12 protein-coding genes and 1 tRNA gene are annotated in these 14,913 nt (G+C 54.0%); 10 read left to right on the plus strand and 3 right to left on the minus strand.

Features of this window, described 5'->3' with window-relative positions; translation table 11 throughout:
• Positions 1 to 33: 33 nt before the first annotated feature.
• Positions 34 to 696 carry an OmpA family lipoprotein gene (locus ACLHV9_RS01180; protein WP_028018267.1) on the minus strand — a complete coding sequence of 221 codons (663 nt, stop codon included), beginning with the start codon at positions 694 to 696 and terminating at the stop codon, positions 34 to 36.
• A gap of 211 nt (positions 697 to 907) precedes the next feature.
• Between ACLHV9_RS01180 and ACLHV9_RS01185 the strand changes: the two genes are divergently transcribed.
• Entirely contained in the window at positions 908 to 3,187 is a 2,280-nt protein-coding gene (locus tag ACLHV9_RS01185) for a molybdopterin guanine dinucleotide-containing S/N-oxide reductase (protein ID WP_256124989.1), read from the plus strand.
• On the opposite strand, the gene ACLHV9_RS01190 is transcribed toward ACLHV9_RS01185, so the two are convergent.
• Both ACLHV9_RS01190 and tag read right to left on the minus strand, forming a co-directional pair.
• Complete coding sequence (locus tag ACLHV9_RS01190) at positions 3,150 to 3,596, minus strand: N-acetyltransferase (protein WP_108089366.1); 447 nt, start codon at positions 3,594 to 3,596, stop codon at positions 3,150 to 3,152. The two genes, ACLHV9_RS01185 and ACLHV9_RS01190, sit on opposite strands and share 38 nt — an antisense overlap.
• Positions 3,574 to 4,155 (minus strand): DNA-3-methyladenine glycosylase I, encoded by a 582-nt coding sequence (gene tag, locus ACLHV9_RS01195; RefSeq protein WP_108089367.1) that lies wholly within the window; start codon positions 4,153 to 4,155, stop codon positions 3,574 to 3,576. Before tag ends, ACLHV9_RS01190 begins: the two co-directional genes overlap by 23 nt.
• 162 nt (positions 4,156 to 4,317) lie before the next feature.
• Between tag and ACLHV9_RS01200 the strand changes: the two genes are divergently transcribed.
• From ACLHV9_RS01200 to dppF, 9 genes are all read left to right on the plus strand, one after another.
• Positions 4,318 to 5,016: an autotransporter domain-containing protein gene (locus ACLHV9_RS01200; RefSeq protein WP_108089368.1), complete on the plus strand. Its 699-nt coding sequence runs from the start codon at positions 4,318 to 4,320 to the stop codon at positions 5,014 to 5,016.
• Between the two features lie 238 nt (positions 5,017 to 5,254).
• Positions 5,255 to 6,457 (plus strand): MFS transporter, encoded by a 1,203-nt coding sequence (locus ACLHV9_RS01205; RefSeq protein ID WP_028018272.1) that lies wholly within the window; start codon positions 5,255 to 5,257, stop codon positions 6,455 to 6,457.
• A 260-nt stretch (positions 6,458 to 6,717) separates the two neighbouring features.
• Positions 6,718 to 8,409, plus strand: a complete 1,692-nt coding sequence (eptB, locus tag ACLHV9_RS01210) for a kdo(2)-lipid A phosphoethanolamine 7''-transferase (RefSeq protein WP_028018273.1) — start codon at positions 6,718 to 6,720, stop codon at positions 8,407 to 8,409.
• A gap of 91 nt (positions 8,410 to 8,500) precedes the next feature.
• Positions 8,501 to 8,577 (plus strand) — tRNA-Pro (locus tag ACLHV9_RS01215).
• 621 nt (positions 8,578 to 9,198) lie between these two features.
• Complete coding sequence (gene dppA / locus ACLHV9_RS01220; protein WP_028018274.1) at positions 9,199 to 10,806, plus strand: dipeptide ABC transporter periplasmic-binding protein DppA; 1,608 nt, start codon at positions 9,199 to 9,201, stop codon at positions 10,804 to 10,806.
• 160 nt (positions 10,807 to 10,966) lie between these two features.
• Positions 10,967 to 11,986, plus strand: coding sequence for a dipeptide ABC transporter permease DppB (dppB, locus tag ACLHV9_RS01225; protein ID WP_028018275.1), 1,020 nt, complete (start codon positions 10,967 to 10,969; stop codon positions 11,984 to 11,986).
• A 9-nt stretch (positions 11,987 to 11,995) separates the two neighbouring features.
• Complete coding sequence (gene dppC / locus ACLHV9_RS01230) at positions 11,996 to 12,898, plus strand: dipeptide ABC transporter permease DppC (RefSeq protein WP_028018276.1); 903 nt, start codon at positions 11,996 to 11,998, stop codon at positions 12,896 to 12,898.
• A 10-nt stretch (positions 12,899 to 12,908) separates the two neighbouring features.
• Positions 12,909 to 13,892 carry a dipeptide ABC transporter ATP-binding protein gene (gene dppD, locus ACLHV9_RS01235; protein WP_013094994.1) on the plus strand — a complete coding sequence of 328 codons (984 nt, stop codon included), beginning with the start codon at positions 12,909 to 12,911 and terminating at the stop codon, positions 13,890 to 13,892.
• The gene (gene dppF / locus ACLHV9_RS01240) at positions 13,889 to 14,902 is read left to right on the plus strand and encodes a dipeptide ABC transporter ATP-binding subunit DppF (RefSeq protein ID WP_028018277.1); all 1,014 of its coding nucleotides are present in this window, start codon (positions 13,889 to 13,891) and stop codon (positions 14,900 to 14,902) included. The genes dppD and dppF overlap by 4 nt, the downstream gene beginning before the upstream one ends.
• Positions 14,903 to 14,913: the final 11 nt, after the last annotated feature.

Here is a 14,913-nt window from a genome sequence, read left to right on the forward strand (position 1 = left end):
TACCCTCTCCTGCGGGGAGAGGGGGAAATGCGATTACTGCACAGGGCTTAACGTAATCTCAACGCGGCGGTTCTGCGCTTTGCCTTCCGCCGTGCTATTGCTGGCGATCGGGTTGGCAGGACCCATTCCGCTGGTGCGGATGCGGTTCGCTTCAACGCCCTGAGTGATCAGCGAACTGGCCACGGAATCGGCGCGCTGTTGAGACAGACGCATGTTCAGATCCTGGCTACCGGTGCTGTCGGTGTAGCCAATCACGTTCACGGCGGTTTTGTTATACTCTTTCAGCACCATTGCCACACCGGTCAGGGTGTTCGCACCCGCAGGTTTCAGCGTTGCGCTGCTGCTGTCGAAGGTAACATTGTTCGGCATGTTCAGAATGATGTTGTCACCACTACGCGTCACACTCACGCCGGTTCCCTTCATTTTGTCGCGGAGTTTCGCTTCCTGCACGTCCATGTAATAGCCGACGCCACCGCCCAATGCTGCTCCCGCCGCTGCACCAATCAGTGCGCCTTTACCACGGTCTTTCTTGGAGGAGGAGAGCGCGCCAACGCCAGCACCTACCAGCGAGCCGATCCCCGCGCCGATGCCGGATTTACCCGCCTGGCTTTCACCGGTGTAAGGGTTAGTTGTGCAGCCAGAAACAGCCAGTGCACCGCTCACCAGAGCGGCAATAACGAGTACGCGTTTTTTCATCTTCTTTCCTTAATCCTTTTTATTCTTTGCCACGGCGAGCGTGGCAGTTGATTATGACGTCCAGATACGGAGAAAATTCCGGGTATTACTCTGAAATTTGTGACAAACCATAAACTGCCTCAACAAGAAGGCGGTAAACCTGCACGCAACCAGGAGCGCACGCTTGAGCACCTCAACGAAAACCATTCTGACCGCCGCCCACTGGGGGCCGATGCTGGTCGAAATCGATGGCGAAAATGTTCTGTCGTCCCGCGGGGCATTGCCAACCCAACATCCCAACTCGTTACAGACCGCCGTTCGCGATCAGGTGCATAGCAAAACGCGCGTGCGCTGGCCGATGGTGCGTAAAGGTTTTCTGGCCTCGCCGGACAAACCGCAGGGAATCCGTGGTCAGGATGAGTTTGTTCGCGTGAGCTGGGATGAGGCGCTGGCGTTGATTCACGCCCAGCATAAGCGCATTCGCGATACCTGGGGGCCGTCGTCCATTTTTGCCGGGTCTTACGGCTGGCGTTCTAACGGCGTGCTGCACAAGGCCTCGACGCTGCTGCAGCGCTATATGAGCCTGGCGGGGGGCTATACCGGTCATCTGGGGGATTACTCCACCGGCGCGGCGCAGGCGATCATGCCGTACGTGGTGGGGGGAAACGAAGTTTATCAGCAACAGACCAGCTGGCCGCTGGTGCTGGAGCATACCGACGTGGTGGTGCTGTGGAGCGCTAACCCCCTAAATACGCTGAAAATTGCCTGGAATGCCAGCGACGAACAGGGTATTGGGTATTTCGACGCGCTGCGCAAAAGCGGCAAGCGCATCATCTGCATTGACCCGATGCGCTCTGAAACCATGGATTTCTTCGGCGACAGTGCCGAGTGGATTGCCCCGCATATGGGCACCGACGTGGCAATGATGCTGGGTATCGCCCATACGCTGGTCGAAAACGGCTGGCACGATGGCGAATTCCTGAGGCGTTGTACCACTGGCTTCGATAAATTCGCTGAATACCTGACGGGCCAATCCGATGGGGTAGCGAAAACGGCAGAGTGGGCGGCAAATATTTGCGGCGTTACTGCGGATAAAATCCGCGAACTGGCGGCGTTATTCCATAAAAACACCACGATGTTAATGTCCGGCTGGGGAATGCAGCGCCAGCAGTTTGGCGAGCAGAAGCACTGGATGCTGGTGACGCTTGCCGCAATGCTTGGGCAGATCGGCACGCCGGGCGGGGGTTTTGGTCTCTCTTATCACTTCGCCAATGGTGGTAACCCTACTCGCAAAGCTGCCGTGCTGGCCTCTCTGCAAGGCTCAGTGCAGGGCGGTGTGGATGCCGTGGATAAAATCCCGGTGGCGCGAATTGTTGAAGCCCTGGAAAACCCCGGTGGGTTTTATCAGCACAATGGGCTGGACCGCCACTTCCCGGATATTAAATTTGTCTGGTGGGCGGGCGGATCGAACTTCACGCACCATCAGGATACCAATCGCCTGATCCGCGCCTGGCAGAAACCAGAGCTGGTGGTGATCTCAGAGTGCTTCTGGACAGGCTCGGCTAAGCATGCCGACATCGTGCTGCCAGCGACAACCTCGTTTGAGCGTAACGATCTCACCATGACCGGTGACTACAGCAACCAGCATATGGTGCCAATGAAGCGCGTTGTGGTCCCACGCGATGAAGCGCGGGATGATTTCGAGGTGTTTGCTGAACTGAGCGAGCTGTGGGAAGCAGGTGGCCGCGAGCGTTTTACCGAAGGTAAAACCGATCTGCAGTGGCTTGAGACGTTCTACCAGATAGCCAGCCAGCGCGGTGCCGCCCAGGGTGTGACACTCCCACCGTTTACTGAATTCTGGGAAGCAAACCAGATATTCGAGATGCCCGAGAGTGAACAGAACGCGCAGTTTGTTCGTTTTGCCGATTTCCGCCGTGACCCGGAGAGCCACCCGCTGAAAACCGAGAGCGGGAAGATCGTGATCTACAGCGAGCGCATAGCCAGCTTCGGGTATGCCGACTGCCCGCCGCACCCTATGTGGCTCGAGCCGGACGAATGGCACGGCAATGCCAAGCCGGAGCAGCTCCAGGTGTTGTCTGCCCACCCTGCGCACCGCCTGCACAGCCAGCTTAACTATACCTCGCTGCGCGAACAGTATGCGGTTGCCGGGCGAGAACCGATCACGTTGAATACCTTCGATGCCAAAGCCCGTGGGATTGTAGACGGTGACGTGGTGCGCGTCTGGAACCAGCGGGGACAGGTCCTGGCCGGTGCGGTGGTCAGTGACGGGATTAAACCGGGTGTTCTGTGCATTCACCAGGGGGCATGGCCAGATCTTGAGCCGGCCGAAGGCGGTATCTGTAAAAACGGGGCGGTTAACGTGCTGACCAAAGATCTCCCCAGCTCGAAGCTGGGGAATGGTTGTGCAGGGAATACGGCACTGGCATGGGTCGAAAAGTATGAGGGACCCGAGCTTACCTTAACGGCGTTTGATCCGCCTGCCAGCTCATGATCCAGGTCGGATGTTGGGTGTCATCCTGCCAGGCGCTGTCTTCGATGCGAAAGCCCTGAGCATGGTAGAAATTCACCGCCCGGACATTTTTCTGGTACACCTCCAGGCTTAAATACGGGAAGTGCTGTTGAACATGGTTCAGCAGCGCTTGCCCGATGCCTTTCCCGATGTATGCCGGTGCGACAAACAGTGCCCCAACAAACTTAGACTGCATCACGCTGATAAATCCGCAGGGTTCGCCATCCTGTTCCCAGACCCAGGTTTCAGCCGAAGGCAGGTAAACGTCCCGCACCATCGCCTCGTTCTCTTTCCAGTAACTCGCCTCGATAAACGGATGCGCTTCTGTGGTGCTTTCAAGCCATAGGCTCAGAAGTGGCGCGGTATTCTCATTTTGCCATTTGCGGATCATGATGGCCTCCCGGATGACAGAAGCAGCCGGTAACGTGGTCGTTGACCAGGCCACAGGCCTGCATAAAGGCGTAGCAGATGGTGGAGCCGACAAATTTAAAACCGCGTTTTTTCAGGGCCTTAGAGAGTGCATCTGATTCAGGCGTCGATGCCGGGATCTCTGCCAGCGTGGCAGCGTGGGTAATTTGCGGATCGTTATTCACAAACGACCAGACAAAGTCTGAGAATGATTCGCCGTTTTGTTCCATCGCCAGCCAGGCGCGTGCATTGCCGATGATGGCCTGAATTTTACCGCGATGGCGGATGATACCGGCATCCTGCACCAGCCTTTCGACGTCCTCATCGGTCATGGCGGCGACGGCGACAGGATCAAACTGGTGGAAGGCATTGCGGTAGTTTTCACGTTTCTTGAGCACAGTAATCCACGACAAACCCGCCTGCTGACCCTCCAGGCAGATCATCTCAAAGAGTTTTTTACCATCTTTTTCCGGCACGCCCCATTCCTGGTCGTGATAGTCGATATACAGCTGATCCTGGCTTACCCAACCGCAACGTTCCATCCGTCATCTCCCTTATTGATACTGATTTTGCAAATATTTCGTTCTGACTGGCTTGACGTGTTTACTATAAAGACAATAGTTAATACAGGGCCATATGCTCTATAAGCTCTTCCTGAATAACGACAAATATCGCCGAATTCGGCTCTCTCTGGGGTCGCGTTGATGATGATAAAAAAAATCAGTGGTCGCCATGCTGCTTCTGGCCTGGTGGGAATTTCAGCCTGCCTGTTTTTTTGTAATACAGCGTCTGCCTGGCAACAGGAATATATCGTTTCAGACGCCCAAAATAATACGGCGGAACGCTATACATGGGACGCGGATCACCAACCGCGTTATGAGGATATTCTTGCTGAGCGTATTCAGACTTCACAAAATGCGCCAGGTCTTGCCCTGAATGTACCGTCTGGCAGTACGACAGAGGGGGCAATGAGCGTGGGCTGGAATTTTCCCGTTTCAGCGCATATCACTACCGGCCCTGTCGTGGCGTGGCGGTACGACGGCACGGCTCCCATGATGATCAACGAATTTGGTGATAGCGCGTCGACACAGTCAGTCACTGACCCGCTCTGGCATGCCAGTGTTAGCACGCTGGGCTGGCGCGTGAATACCCAGTACGGCGATCTTCGTCCGTGGGCACAGATCAGCTATAACCAGCAGTTTGGTGAAAACCAGTGGAAATCTCAGTTTGGCATGCCGCAAACCCCAGCCCCGGTACAAAACGGGAGCTGGATGGATGTGACGGTCGGTACGGATATTCCGTTTAACACGCATGTAGCGGCCTATGCGTCGCTCGCTCAAGGGGAACGCGCCACTACAGGTGAGGAATTTATGTATACCCTGGGCGTGAGTGCGAATTTCTAGAGTTGTTACTTTTTTAAACGTTACGGTAACATCTCAAATACAATAGCCATAGGGGTTGTAGCGATAGCAGGTACTAACACGCTATCGCTTCATTCCCCCACAAGGTCATTCATTCCTGATTCCAGGCATTTCATTCCATTCTTCCTGCATTTCATGCCGTTTTACCCCTGGTCTTTTAAGGTTTTGTTTATCGTTGTCCTCAGCGAACTTCCTTAATTTCTCTTGCAGGACAACTGCCATGAACACATCAACTTATAACCGTACGCGCTGGCTAACGCTCTTTGGTACCATCGTCACCCAGTTTGCGTTGGGTTCGGTCTATACCTGGAGCCTGTTTAACAGCGCACTTTCCGATAAGCTCGGCGCACCGGTCAGCCAGGTTGCATTCTCCTTTGGGCTACTGAGTCTCGGGTTGGCGCTCTCGTCTTCCGTCGCGGGCAAGCTGCAGGAGCGTTTTGGTGTGAAGCGTGTGACCATGGCGTCCGGCATTCTGCTGGGCGTGGGTTTTTTCCTGACGGCACACTCCAGCAACCTGATGATGCTGTGGTTGAGCGCCGGGGTACTGGTGGGGCTGGCAGATGGTGCAGGTTACCTGTTGACACTCTCGAACTGCGTGAAGTGGTTCCCGGAACGTAAAGGCCTTATCTCTGCGTTTGCCATCGGTTCTTATGGCCTGGGCAGCCTCGGTTTTAAATTTATCGATTCTCATCTGCTGGCTTCCGTTGGTCTCGAAAAAACCTTCATGATCTGGGGGGTTATCGTTCTGGTCATGATCCTCTTTGGTGCTACGCTGATGAAAGATGCGCCTCAGCAGGAGGTTAAATCCGTGAACGGTGTGGTGGAGAACGATTTCACCCTGGCGCAATCTATGCGTAAACCGCAGTACTGGATGCTGGCGGTGATGTTCCTGACGGCCTGCATGAGTGGTTTGTACGTCATCGGTGTGGCGAAAGATATCGCTCAGGGAATGGTGAAACTGGATGCGGCAACGGCTGCGAATGCGGTGACCGTGATCTCCATTGCCAACCTTTCCGGGCGTCTGGTGCTGGGTATTCTGTCTGACAAAATCGCCCGTATCCGTGTGATTACGATTGGCCAGGTTGTTTCGCTGGTGGGCATGGCGGCGCTGCTTTTCGCACCTCTGAATGAAGCGACCTTCTTCGCGGCGATTGCCTGCGTTGCGTTCAACTTCGGTGGCACCATTACGGTCTTCCCGTCACTGGTGAGCGAATTCTTTGGTCTTAACAATCTCGCGAAAAACTACGGTGTTATTTATCTTGGCTTCGGGATCGGCAGTATCTGCGGTTCGCTGATTGCCTCACTGTTCGGTGGGTTCTATGTGACCTTCTGCGTGATCTTCGCCTTGCTGATCATTTCGCTGGCGCTGTCTACGACGATTCGTCAGCCGCAGCGGGAAGTCTTTAAAGAAGCGCATGCCTGACAACGAAGAAAAAGGCCGGTCATCCGGCCTTTTTCTTATCGAACAATACTGCCTTTAGACGCATTTGTCGGATTCTGGGTCTGCTTTTTTGTAAATAACTGTACCGATCACACTCTCTGCTGCCACTTTTTCCCTTCCCTGTGGTCTACTTACCACGCTTGTAGTCGTTTCATTGAACGATCCCCTGAGCGTATGTCTAATCTGTCCACTTTTTATATTGAGGTGGGCGGCTGTACTGTCCCTTTTTCCGGGTAGATTGCATGAAATACATTAAATCGATGGCGCAACAAAAGCTGTGCTTTTTGCTGGCGTTGTACATCGGCCTGTTTATGAATGGCGCAGTGTTTTTCCGTCGGTTCGACGGTTACGCGCAAGATTTTACCGTCTGGAAAGGAATTGCAGCGGTTGTCGAATTGGTCGCTGCTGTACTGGTCACCTTCTTTTTATTCCGTATTCTTACGCTGTTTGGCCGTCGCGTCTGGCGAGTGCTGGCGACGTTTATCGTGCTGTGCTCGGCAGGGGCCAGCTATTACATGACCTTTATGAACGTTGTCATTGGCTACGGCATTATCGCCTCGGTGATGACCACGGACATCGATCTCTCTAAAGAAGTGGTTGGGCTGCATTTTGTACTCTGGCTGGTGGCCGTGAGTGCCCTGCCGCTGCTCCTTATCTGGAGCAACCGTTGCCGGTATACGCTGGTTCACCAGATCCGCACGCCGGGAAAACGTTTCAGAAGCGTGGCGATAGTTCTGCTGGCCGGTCTGATGGTCTGGGGACCTATTCGTCTGCTGGAAGTAAAACAGAAATATGATGAGCGTACCTCTGGCGTGGATCTGCCAAGCTACGGTGGTGTGGTCGCCAACTCTTATTTACCGTCTAACTGGATCTCCGCGCTGGGATTATACGCGTGGGCGCAGGTGGATGAGTCTTCTGATAATAAATCGTTGATTAACCCGGCGAAGAAATTCACTTATGTCGCGCCAAAAGATATCGATGATACCTATGTCGTCTTTATTATCGGGGAAACTACGCGCTGGGATCATATGGGTATTCTCGGCTATGACCGCGATACCACACCAAAAATGGCACAGGAGAAAAACCTGATTGCCTATCGCGGTTATTCCTGCGACACCGCCACTAAGCTCTCCTTACGCTGCATGTTCGTACGTGAGGGTGGTGCGAGCGATAACCCGCAACGTACCCTGAAAGAGCAAAACGTCTTCTCGGTGCTGCATCAGCTTGGGTTTACGTCTGACCTCTATGCGATGCAAAGCGAGATGTGGTTCTACAGCAACACCATGGCCCAGAACATTTCTTATCGCGAGCAGATTGGTGCGGAGGCGCGTAACCGTGGCAAGCCTGTCGATGACATGCTGCTGATTGACGAGATGAAACTGTCTCTGAACGGAAATCCTGATGGTAAGCATATGATCATTCTGCATACTAAAGGGTCGCACTTTAACTACACCCAGCGTTACCCGCGTAGCTTTGCCAAATGGACGCCGGAGTGCGTTGGTGTGGATAAAGACTGTTCTAAAGCGCAGCTGATTAACTCCTACGACAACTCAGTGATGTATGTGGATCACTTTATTGATACGGTGATTGACCAGGTCCGCGATAAGAAAGCGATTGTTTTCTATGCTGCGGACCACGGTGAATCCATCAATGAGTTCGAGCACCTGCACGGTACGCCACGTAAGATGGCTCCGCCGGAGCAGTTCCGCGTGCCAATGATTGTGTGGATGTCTGACAAGTATCTGGAAGATCCGGAGAAAGCGAAGATGTTTGCTCAACTGAAGAAAGAAGCTGATATGAAGGTACCGCGTCGTCATGTTGAGCTGTACGACACCATTTTAGGTTGCCTGGGTTACACCTCACCAGATGGCGGTATTAACGAAAATAACAACTGGTGCAAACTCCCTGACCGCACCTCCAAAGCCGCGCAGTAGCTCGCCTGGCGAGAATATCGCCAGTTGAATGGCTTTTTGAAAATAAGGGATTGACGGGGGCGCACCTCAGCAGTAAGATGCGCTCCGCATTCGGCGAGTAGCGCAGCTTGGTAGCGCAACTGGTTTGGGACCAGTGGGTCGGAGGTTCGAATCCTCTCTCGCCGACCACATTCTAAAAAAGGGCTAACCGTAAGGTTAGCCCTTTTTGCATTAGAGCCTTAACCCGTCAGATTACCCAAAACGCCTCTTATCCCTGCTTCTCCCTGCCTGTTAACGATTTTGTGACATAATCCATTGTATTTTTTTATATATAGATTGATCTTTTTTCGCGTTGCTTATGGATAACCTCAGCATTTTTCGCTGTGCGTTTTAACGTTCGTGGAATTTAGTGCTCAGATAATCACCATTCTGTAAGAAAATTTACCCATTCTGAATAAAAGTTAATCACTGATTGTTGCGAAATATGAAGATATTTGTGCTGCAAGATAGCGAGTAGCATAAATTTCCCTGCTGAAAACTGGCATGCATAGTTTTTTTAATCTTTGTTTGCGGTTTCTCACACTCAGCGTAAATCCCCGCCACCTGTATTGACGTTTTCACATTCTGTTGACAGATTGTAGGGCATGAGGGGCATTTCAGGGACGATCTGCGCTGCAACTCAAACGCTCTTCTGAAAGGATTCTCCATCCCTTTAACGCCTTAGGGCATCACCGACCGGACCGGGTAAAAAATAAATAAAGGTCAGGCGGCGTAACACAACAAAGCAAAACATCACATTGGAGCAGAATAATGAGTATTTCCTTGAAGAAGTCAGGGATGCTGAAGCTTGGTTTGAGCCTGGTGGCGATGACCGTGGCAGCAAGCGTACAGGCAAAAACCCTGGTTTACTGTTCTGAAGGCTCGCCGGAAGGCTTTAACCCACAGCTCTTTACCTCTGGTACGACGTACGACGCAAGCTCTGTACCGATCTATAACCGTCTGGTTGAATTCAAAACCGGTACCACGGAAGTTATTCCTGGTCTGGCTGAGAAGTGGGACGTCAGCGAAGACGGTAAAACCTATACCTTCCACCTGCGCCAGGGCGTGAAGTGGCAGGACAGCAAAGAATTCAAACCCACGCGCGACTTCAACGCCGATGACGTGGTGTTCTCCTTTGACCGTCAGAAAAACGCTCAGAACCCGTACCACAAAGTGTCTGGCGGCAGCTATGAATACTTCGAAGGGATGGGGCTGCCAGATCTGATCTCTGAAGTGAAAAAAGTTGACGATAAAACCGTGCAGTTCGTGCTGACTCGCCCGGAAGCGCCATTCCTGGCTGACCTGGCGATGGACTTCGCGTCTATTCTGTCTAAAGAATATGCAGATAACATGCTGAAAGCCGGTACGCCGGAAAAAGTGGACCTGGATCCAATCGGTACCGGCCCATTCCAGCTGCTGCAGTACCAGAAAGATTCTCGCATTCTGTACAAAGCGTTCCCGGGCTACTGGGGTACGAAACCTCAGATCGACCGTCTGGTGTTCTCCATCACGCCTGATGCGTCTGTGCGTTATGCAAAACTGCAGAAAAACGAATGCCAGGTTATGCCATACCCGAACCCGGCTGATATCGCCCGCATGAAGCAGGATAAGAATATCAACCTGCTGGAGCAGGCTGGTCTGAACGTGGGCTATCTCTCCTTTAACACCGAGAAGAAACCGTTTGATGATGTAAAAGTGCGTCAGGCGCTGACTTACGCGGTGAACAAAGAAGCGATCATCAAAGCCGTTTACCAGGGCGCAGGCGTAGCCGCTAAGAACCTGATCCCACCAACAATGTGGGGCTACAACGACGACGTTAAAGACTACAGCTACGATCCTGAGAAAGCGAAAGCACTGCTGAAAGAAGCAGGCCAGGATAAAGGCTTTACCGTTGAACTGTGGGCGATGCCGGTACAGCGTCCGTATAACCCGAACGCACGCCGTATGGCGGAAATGGTTCAGGCTGACTGGGCGAAGATTGGCGTACAGGCCAAGATTGTGACCTACGAGTGGGGCGAGTACCTGAAGCGCGCCAAAGCGGGTGAGCACCAGGCGGTAATGATGGGCTGGACCGGTGATAACGGGGATCCGGACAACTTCTTCGCCACCCTGTTCAGCTGTGCTGCTGCGAAAGACGGTTCCAACTACTCTCGCTGGTGCTACAAGCCGTTTGAAGACCTGATCCAGCCGGCGCGTGCGACCGACGATCACAACAAACGTATTGAACTGTACAAGCAGGCTCAGGTTGTTATGCACGATCAGGCTCCGGCGCTGATTGTTGCTCACTCCACCGTTTACGAGCCAGTGCGTAAAGAAGTGAAGGGCTACGTGGTTGATCCACTGGGCAAACACCACTTCGAAAACGTATCGGTTGAATAATAAGTAGGGTGTTCTCCCTCTCCCCCGGGAGAGGGCAGGGGTGAGGGACGTGCATGCATCCCCTCACCCTAACCCTCTCCCGACGGGAGAGGGAATTTACATTTGTGAGCAATACAGACGTCACGCCATTGGTCGTGCGTCATCAGAGAGAATCCGGGTTATGTTGCAGTTCATCCTCCGACGTCTGGGACTTGTTATCCCCACGTTTATCGGTATCACCCTTCTCACTTTTGCCTTCGTCCATATGATCCCCGGCGACCCGGTAATGATTATGGCGGGCGAGCGTGGTATTTCCCCTGAGCGCCATGCACAGCTGCTGGCTGAGCTTGGTCTGAACAAGCCGCTGTGGCAGCAGTACCTCAACTATATCTGGGGCGTGTTGCACGGTGATTTGGGTATTTCGCTGAAAAGCCGTCTTCCGGTGTGGGATGAGTTCGTGCCGCGTTTCAAAGCGACACTCGAACTTGGTGTCTGCGCCATGATTTTCGCCACTGCGGTGGGTATTCCTGTTGGAGTCCTGGCTGCGGTTAAACGTGGCTCTATTTTTGACCATACTGCCGTGGGCCTGGCGCTGACCGGCTACTCCATGCCTATCTTCTGGTGGGGCATGATGCTGATTATGCTGGTATCGGTGCAGCTTAACCTGACGCCGGTCTCCGGGCGCGTCAGTGATATGGTCTTCCTCGATGATTCCAACCCGTTGACCGGCTTTATGCTGATTGATACGGCTATCTGGGGCGAAGAGGGCAACTTCATTGATGCTGTCGCGCACATGATCCTGCCTGCAATGGTGCTCGGTACGATTCCTCTGGCGGTGATTGTGCGTATGACCCGTTCATCCATGCTGGAAGTACTGGGTGAGGATTATATCCGCACCGCGCGCGCCAAAGGCCTGACGCGTATGCGTGTCATCATCGTTCATGCGCTGCGTAACGCCATGCTGCCGGTGGTGACCGTTATCGGTCTGCAGGTGGGTACGTTGCTGGCAGGTGCGATCCTGACCGAAACCATCTTCTCCTGGCCAGGCCTGGGGCGTTGGCTGATTGACGCGCTGCAACGCCGTGACTATCCGGTCGTGCAGGGCGGTGTGCTGCTGGTTGCGACGATGATTATCCTCGTTAACCTGCTGGTCGATTTGCTGTACGGCGTGGTGAACCCGCGTATTCGTCATAAGAAGTAAGGGGCCATCATGTCACACGTTTCTGAAAATAAAGTGGTTGCTGCACCGGTTCCAATGACGCCGCTGCAGGAATTCTGGCACTACTTCAAGCGCAACAAAGGCGCGGTAGTGGGGCTGGTCTATGTCTCTATCATGATCCTGATTGCGGTGTTTGCGAACGTCCTGGCACCGTATAACCCGGCGGATCAATTCCGTGATGCTCTGCTAGCACCTCCTGCGTGGCAGGACGGTGGTAGCCTGGCGCACCTGTTAGGTACCGATGATGTGGGTCGTGACGTGTTGTCGCGTCTGATGTACGGTGCACGTCTGTCGCTGCTGGTCGGCTGCCTGGTGGTGGTGCTTTCCCTGATCATGGGGATTGTACTGGGTCTGGTTGCCGGTTACTTCGGTGGTATCGTTGATAACATCATCATGCGTATCGTCGATATTATGCTGGCTCTGCCAAGCCTGCTGCTGGCACTGGTGCTGGTGGCGATCTTCGGCCCGTCGATTGGTAACGCTGCGCTTGCATTGACCTTCGTGGCGCTTCCCCACTACGTACGTTTAACGCGTGCGGCGGTGCTGGTGGAAGTGAACCGGGATTACGTCACGGCGTCTCGCGTGGCGGGTGCAGGCGCTATGCGTCAGATGTTTGTCAATATCTTCCCTAACTGCCTTGCGCCGCTGATTGTTCAGGCGTCGCTCGGTTTCTCTAACGCCATTCTTGATATGGCCGCTCTTGGCTTCCTGGGCATGGGTGCGCAGCCGCCAACACCGGAGTGGGGCACTATGCTCTCCGACGTGTTGCAGTTCGCACAAAGCGCCTGGTGGGTCGTCACCTTCCCGGGTCTGGCGATTCTGCTGACGGTGCTGGCATTTAACCTGATGGGTGATGGTCTGCGTGATGCACTTGATCCCAAACTGAAGCAGTAAGAGGCACGAGATGGCGTTATTAAATGTAGATAAATTATCAGTGCACTTCGGCGACGAAGGCACCCCGTTTCGCGCCGTGGACCGCATCAGCTACAGCGTAAATCAGGGCGAAGTGGTTGGCATCGTAGGGGAGTCAGGTTCCGGTAAGTCGGTAAGCTCGCTGGCAATTATGGGGCTGATTGATTACCCAGGCCGCGTAATGGCGGAAAACCTGCAGTTCAACGGTCAGGATCTGAAGCGTATTTCCGAAAAACAGCGCCGCCAGCTGGTGGGCGCGGAAGTAGCGATGATTTTCCAGGACCCAATGACCAGCCTGAACCCGTGCTATACCGTCGGTTTCCAGATTATGGAAGCGATTAAGGTGCATCAGGGCGGGAATAAGAAAACCCGTCGTCAGCGCGCGATCGATCTGCTGAACCAGGTCGGGATTCCTGACCCGGCATCGCGTCTGGACGTTTACCCGCACCAGCTTTCAGGCGGGATGAGCCAGCGCGTGATGATTGCGATGGCCATTGCCTGTCGGCCAAAACTGCTGATTGCGGATGAACCGACGACGGCGCTGGATGTGACCATTCAGGCGCAAATTATCGAGCTGCTGCTGGAACTGCAGCAGAAAGAGAATATGGCGCTGGTGCTGATTACGCACGACCTGGCGCTGGTGGCCGAAGCGGCGCACAAAATCATCGTGATGTATGCCGGCCAGGTGGTGGAGACCGGAAGTTCCCACGATATCTTCCGCGCGCCGCGTCATCCGTATACTCAGGCTCTGCTACGTGCGCTGCCGGAGTTTGCCCAGGACAAAGCGCGGCTGGCGTCACTGCCGGGCGTGGTACCGGGTAAATACGACCGACCACAGGGCTGTCTGCTGAATCCGCGTTGTCCGTATGCGACGGACAAATGCCGGGCAGAAGAGCCAGAGCTGAACCAGCTTGCTGACGGTCGTCAGTCGAAATGCCACTACCCACTCGATGATGCCGGGAGGCCAACACTATGAGTACGCAACAGGCCACCACGCAACAACCGCTGTTGCAGGCTATCGACCTGAAAAAACACTACCCGGTGAAGAAGGGGATTTTTGCCCCTGAGCGACTGGTGAAAGCGCTGGATGGCGTCTCCTTTACCCTCGAACGCGGTAAAACGCTGGCGGTGGTCGGGGAGTCGGGCTGCGGTAAATCGACGCTGGGCCGTCTGCTGACGATGATTGAAACGCCAACCGGTGGTGAGCTTTACTATCAGGGGCAAGATCTGCTCAAGCACGATCCGCAGGCACAGAAACTGCGTCGCCAGAAAATCCAGATTGTGTTCCAGAACCCGTATGGTTCTTTGAACCCGCGTAAAAAAGTGGGACAGATCCTGGAAGAGCCGTTGCTGATTAACAGCAATCTGAGCAAAGAGCAGCGTCGGGAAAAAGCGCTGGCGATGATGGCGAAAGTTGGCCTGAAAACTGAGCATTATGATCGCTACCCGCATATGTTCTCCGGTGGACAGCGTCAGCGTATCGCTATTGCACGTGGTCTGATGCTCGACCCGGATGTGGTGATTGCCGATGAACCGGTTTCGGCACTCGATGTTTCCGTCCGCGCGCAGGTGCTGAACCTGATGATGGACTTGCAGCAGGAGCTGGGGCTCTCTTACGTGTTCATCTCGCACGACCTTTCAGTGGTGGAGCACATTGCTGATGAAGTGATGGTGATGTATCTGGGGCGTTGCGTGGAGAAGGGGACGAAAGATCAGATCTTTAATAATCCTCGTCACCCGTATACCCAGGCACTGCTTTCCGCAACGCCGCGTCTGAACCCGGACGATCGTCGTGAGCGTATTAAGCTGACGGGCGAGTTGCCAAGCCCGCTGAATCCGCCTCCGGGGTGTGCATTCAACGCCCGCTGCAGTCGTCGCTTCGGTCCTTGCACCCAGCTCCAGCCACAGCTGAAGGATTATGGTGGTCAACTGGTCGCCTGCTTTGCAGTCGACCAGGATGAAAATGGCGAAAAGCCACATGCTTAAAACAAAAAAAC

It is taken from the genome of Enterobacter sp. CPE_E890, assembly GCF_046521475.1.
Lineage (GTDB): Bacteria > Pseudomonadota > Gammaproteobacteria > Enterobacterales > Enterobacteriaceae > Enterobacter > Enterobacter adelaidei.

Excerpts from the sequence above, each read along its gene's own strand:
- tag (WP_108089367.1), bottom strand. The coding sequence starts at position 4,155 with ATGGAACGTTGCGGTTGGGTAAGCCAGGATCAGCTGTATATCGACTAT.
- ACLHV9_RS01205 (WP_028018272.1), top strand. The coding sequence starts at position 5,255 with ATGAACACATCAACTTATAACCGTACGCGCTGGCTAACGCTCTTTGGT.
- dppD (WP_013094994.1), top strand. The coding sequence starts at position 12,909 with ATGGCGTTATTAAATGTAGATAAATTATCAGTGCACTTCGGCGACGAA.
- ACLHV9_RS01200 (WP_108089368.1), top strand. The coding sequence starts at position 4,318 with ATGATGATAAAAAAAATCAGTGGTCGCCATGCTGCTTCTGGCCTGGTG.
- ACLHV9_RS01190 (WP_108089366.1), bottom strand. The coding sequence starts at position 3,596 with ATGATCCGCAAATGGCAAAATGAGAATACCGCGCCACTTCTGAGCCTA.
- dppA (WP_028018274.1), top strand. The coding sequence starts at position 9,199 with ATGAGTATTTCCTTGAAGAAGTCAGGGATGCTGAAGCTTGGTTTGAGC.
- dppF (WP_028018277.1), top strand. The coding sequence starts at position 13,889 with ATGAGTACGCAACAGGCCACCACGCAACAACCGCTGTTGCAGGCTATC.
- ACLHV9_RS01180 (WP_028018267.1), bottom strand. The coding sequence starts at position 696 with ATGAAAAAACGCGTACTCGTTATTGCCGCTCTGGTGAGCGGTGCACTG.
- ACLHV9_RS01185 (WP_256124989.1), top strand. The coding sequence starts at position 908 with ATGCTGGTCGAAATCGATGGCGAAAATGTTCTGTCGTCCCGCGGGGCA.
- dppC (WP_028018276.1), top strand. The coding sequence starts at position 11,996 with ATGTCACACGTTTCTGAAAATAAAGTGGTTGCTGCACCGGTTCCAATG.
- dppB (WP_028018275.1), top strand. The coding sequence starts at position 10,967 with ATGTTGCAGTTCATCCTCCGACGTCTGGGACTTGTTATCCCCACGTTT.
- eptB (WP_028018273.1), top strand. The coding sequence starts at position 6,718 with ATGAAATACATTAAATCGATGGCGCAACAAAAGCTGTGCTTTTTGCTG.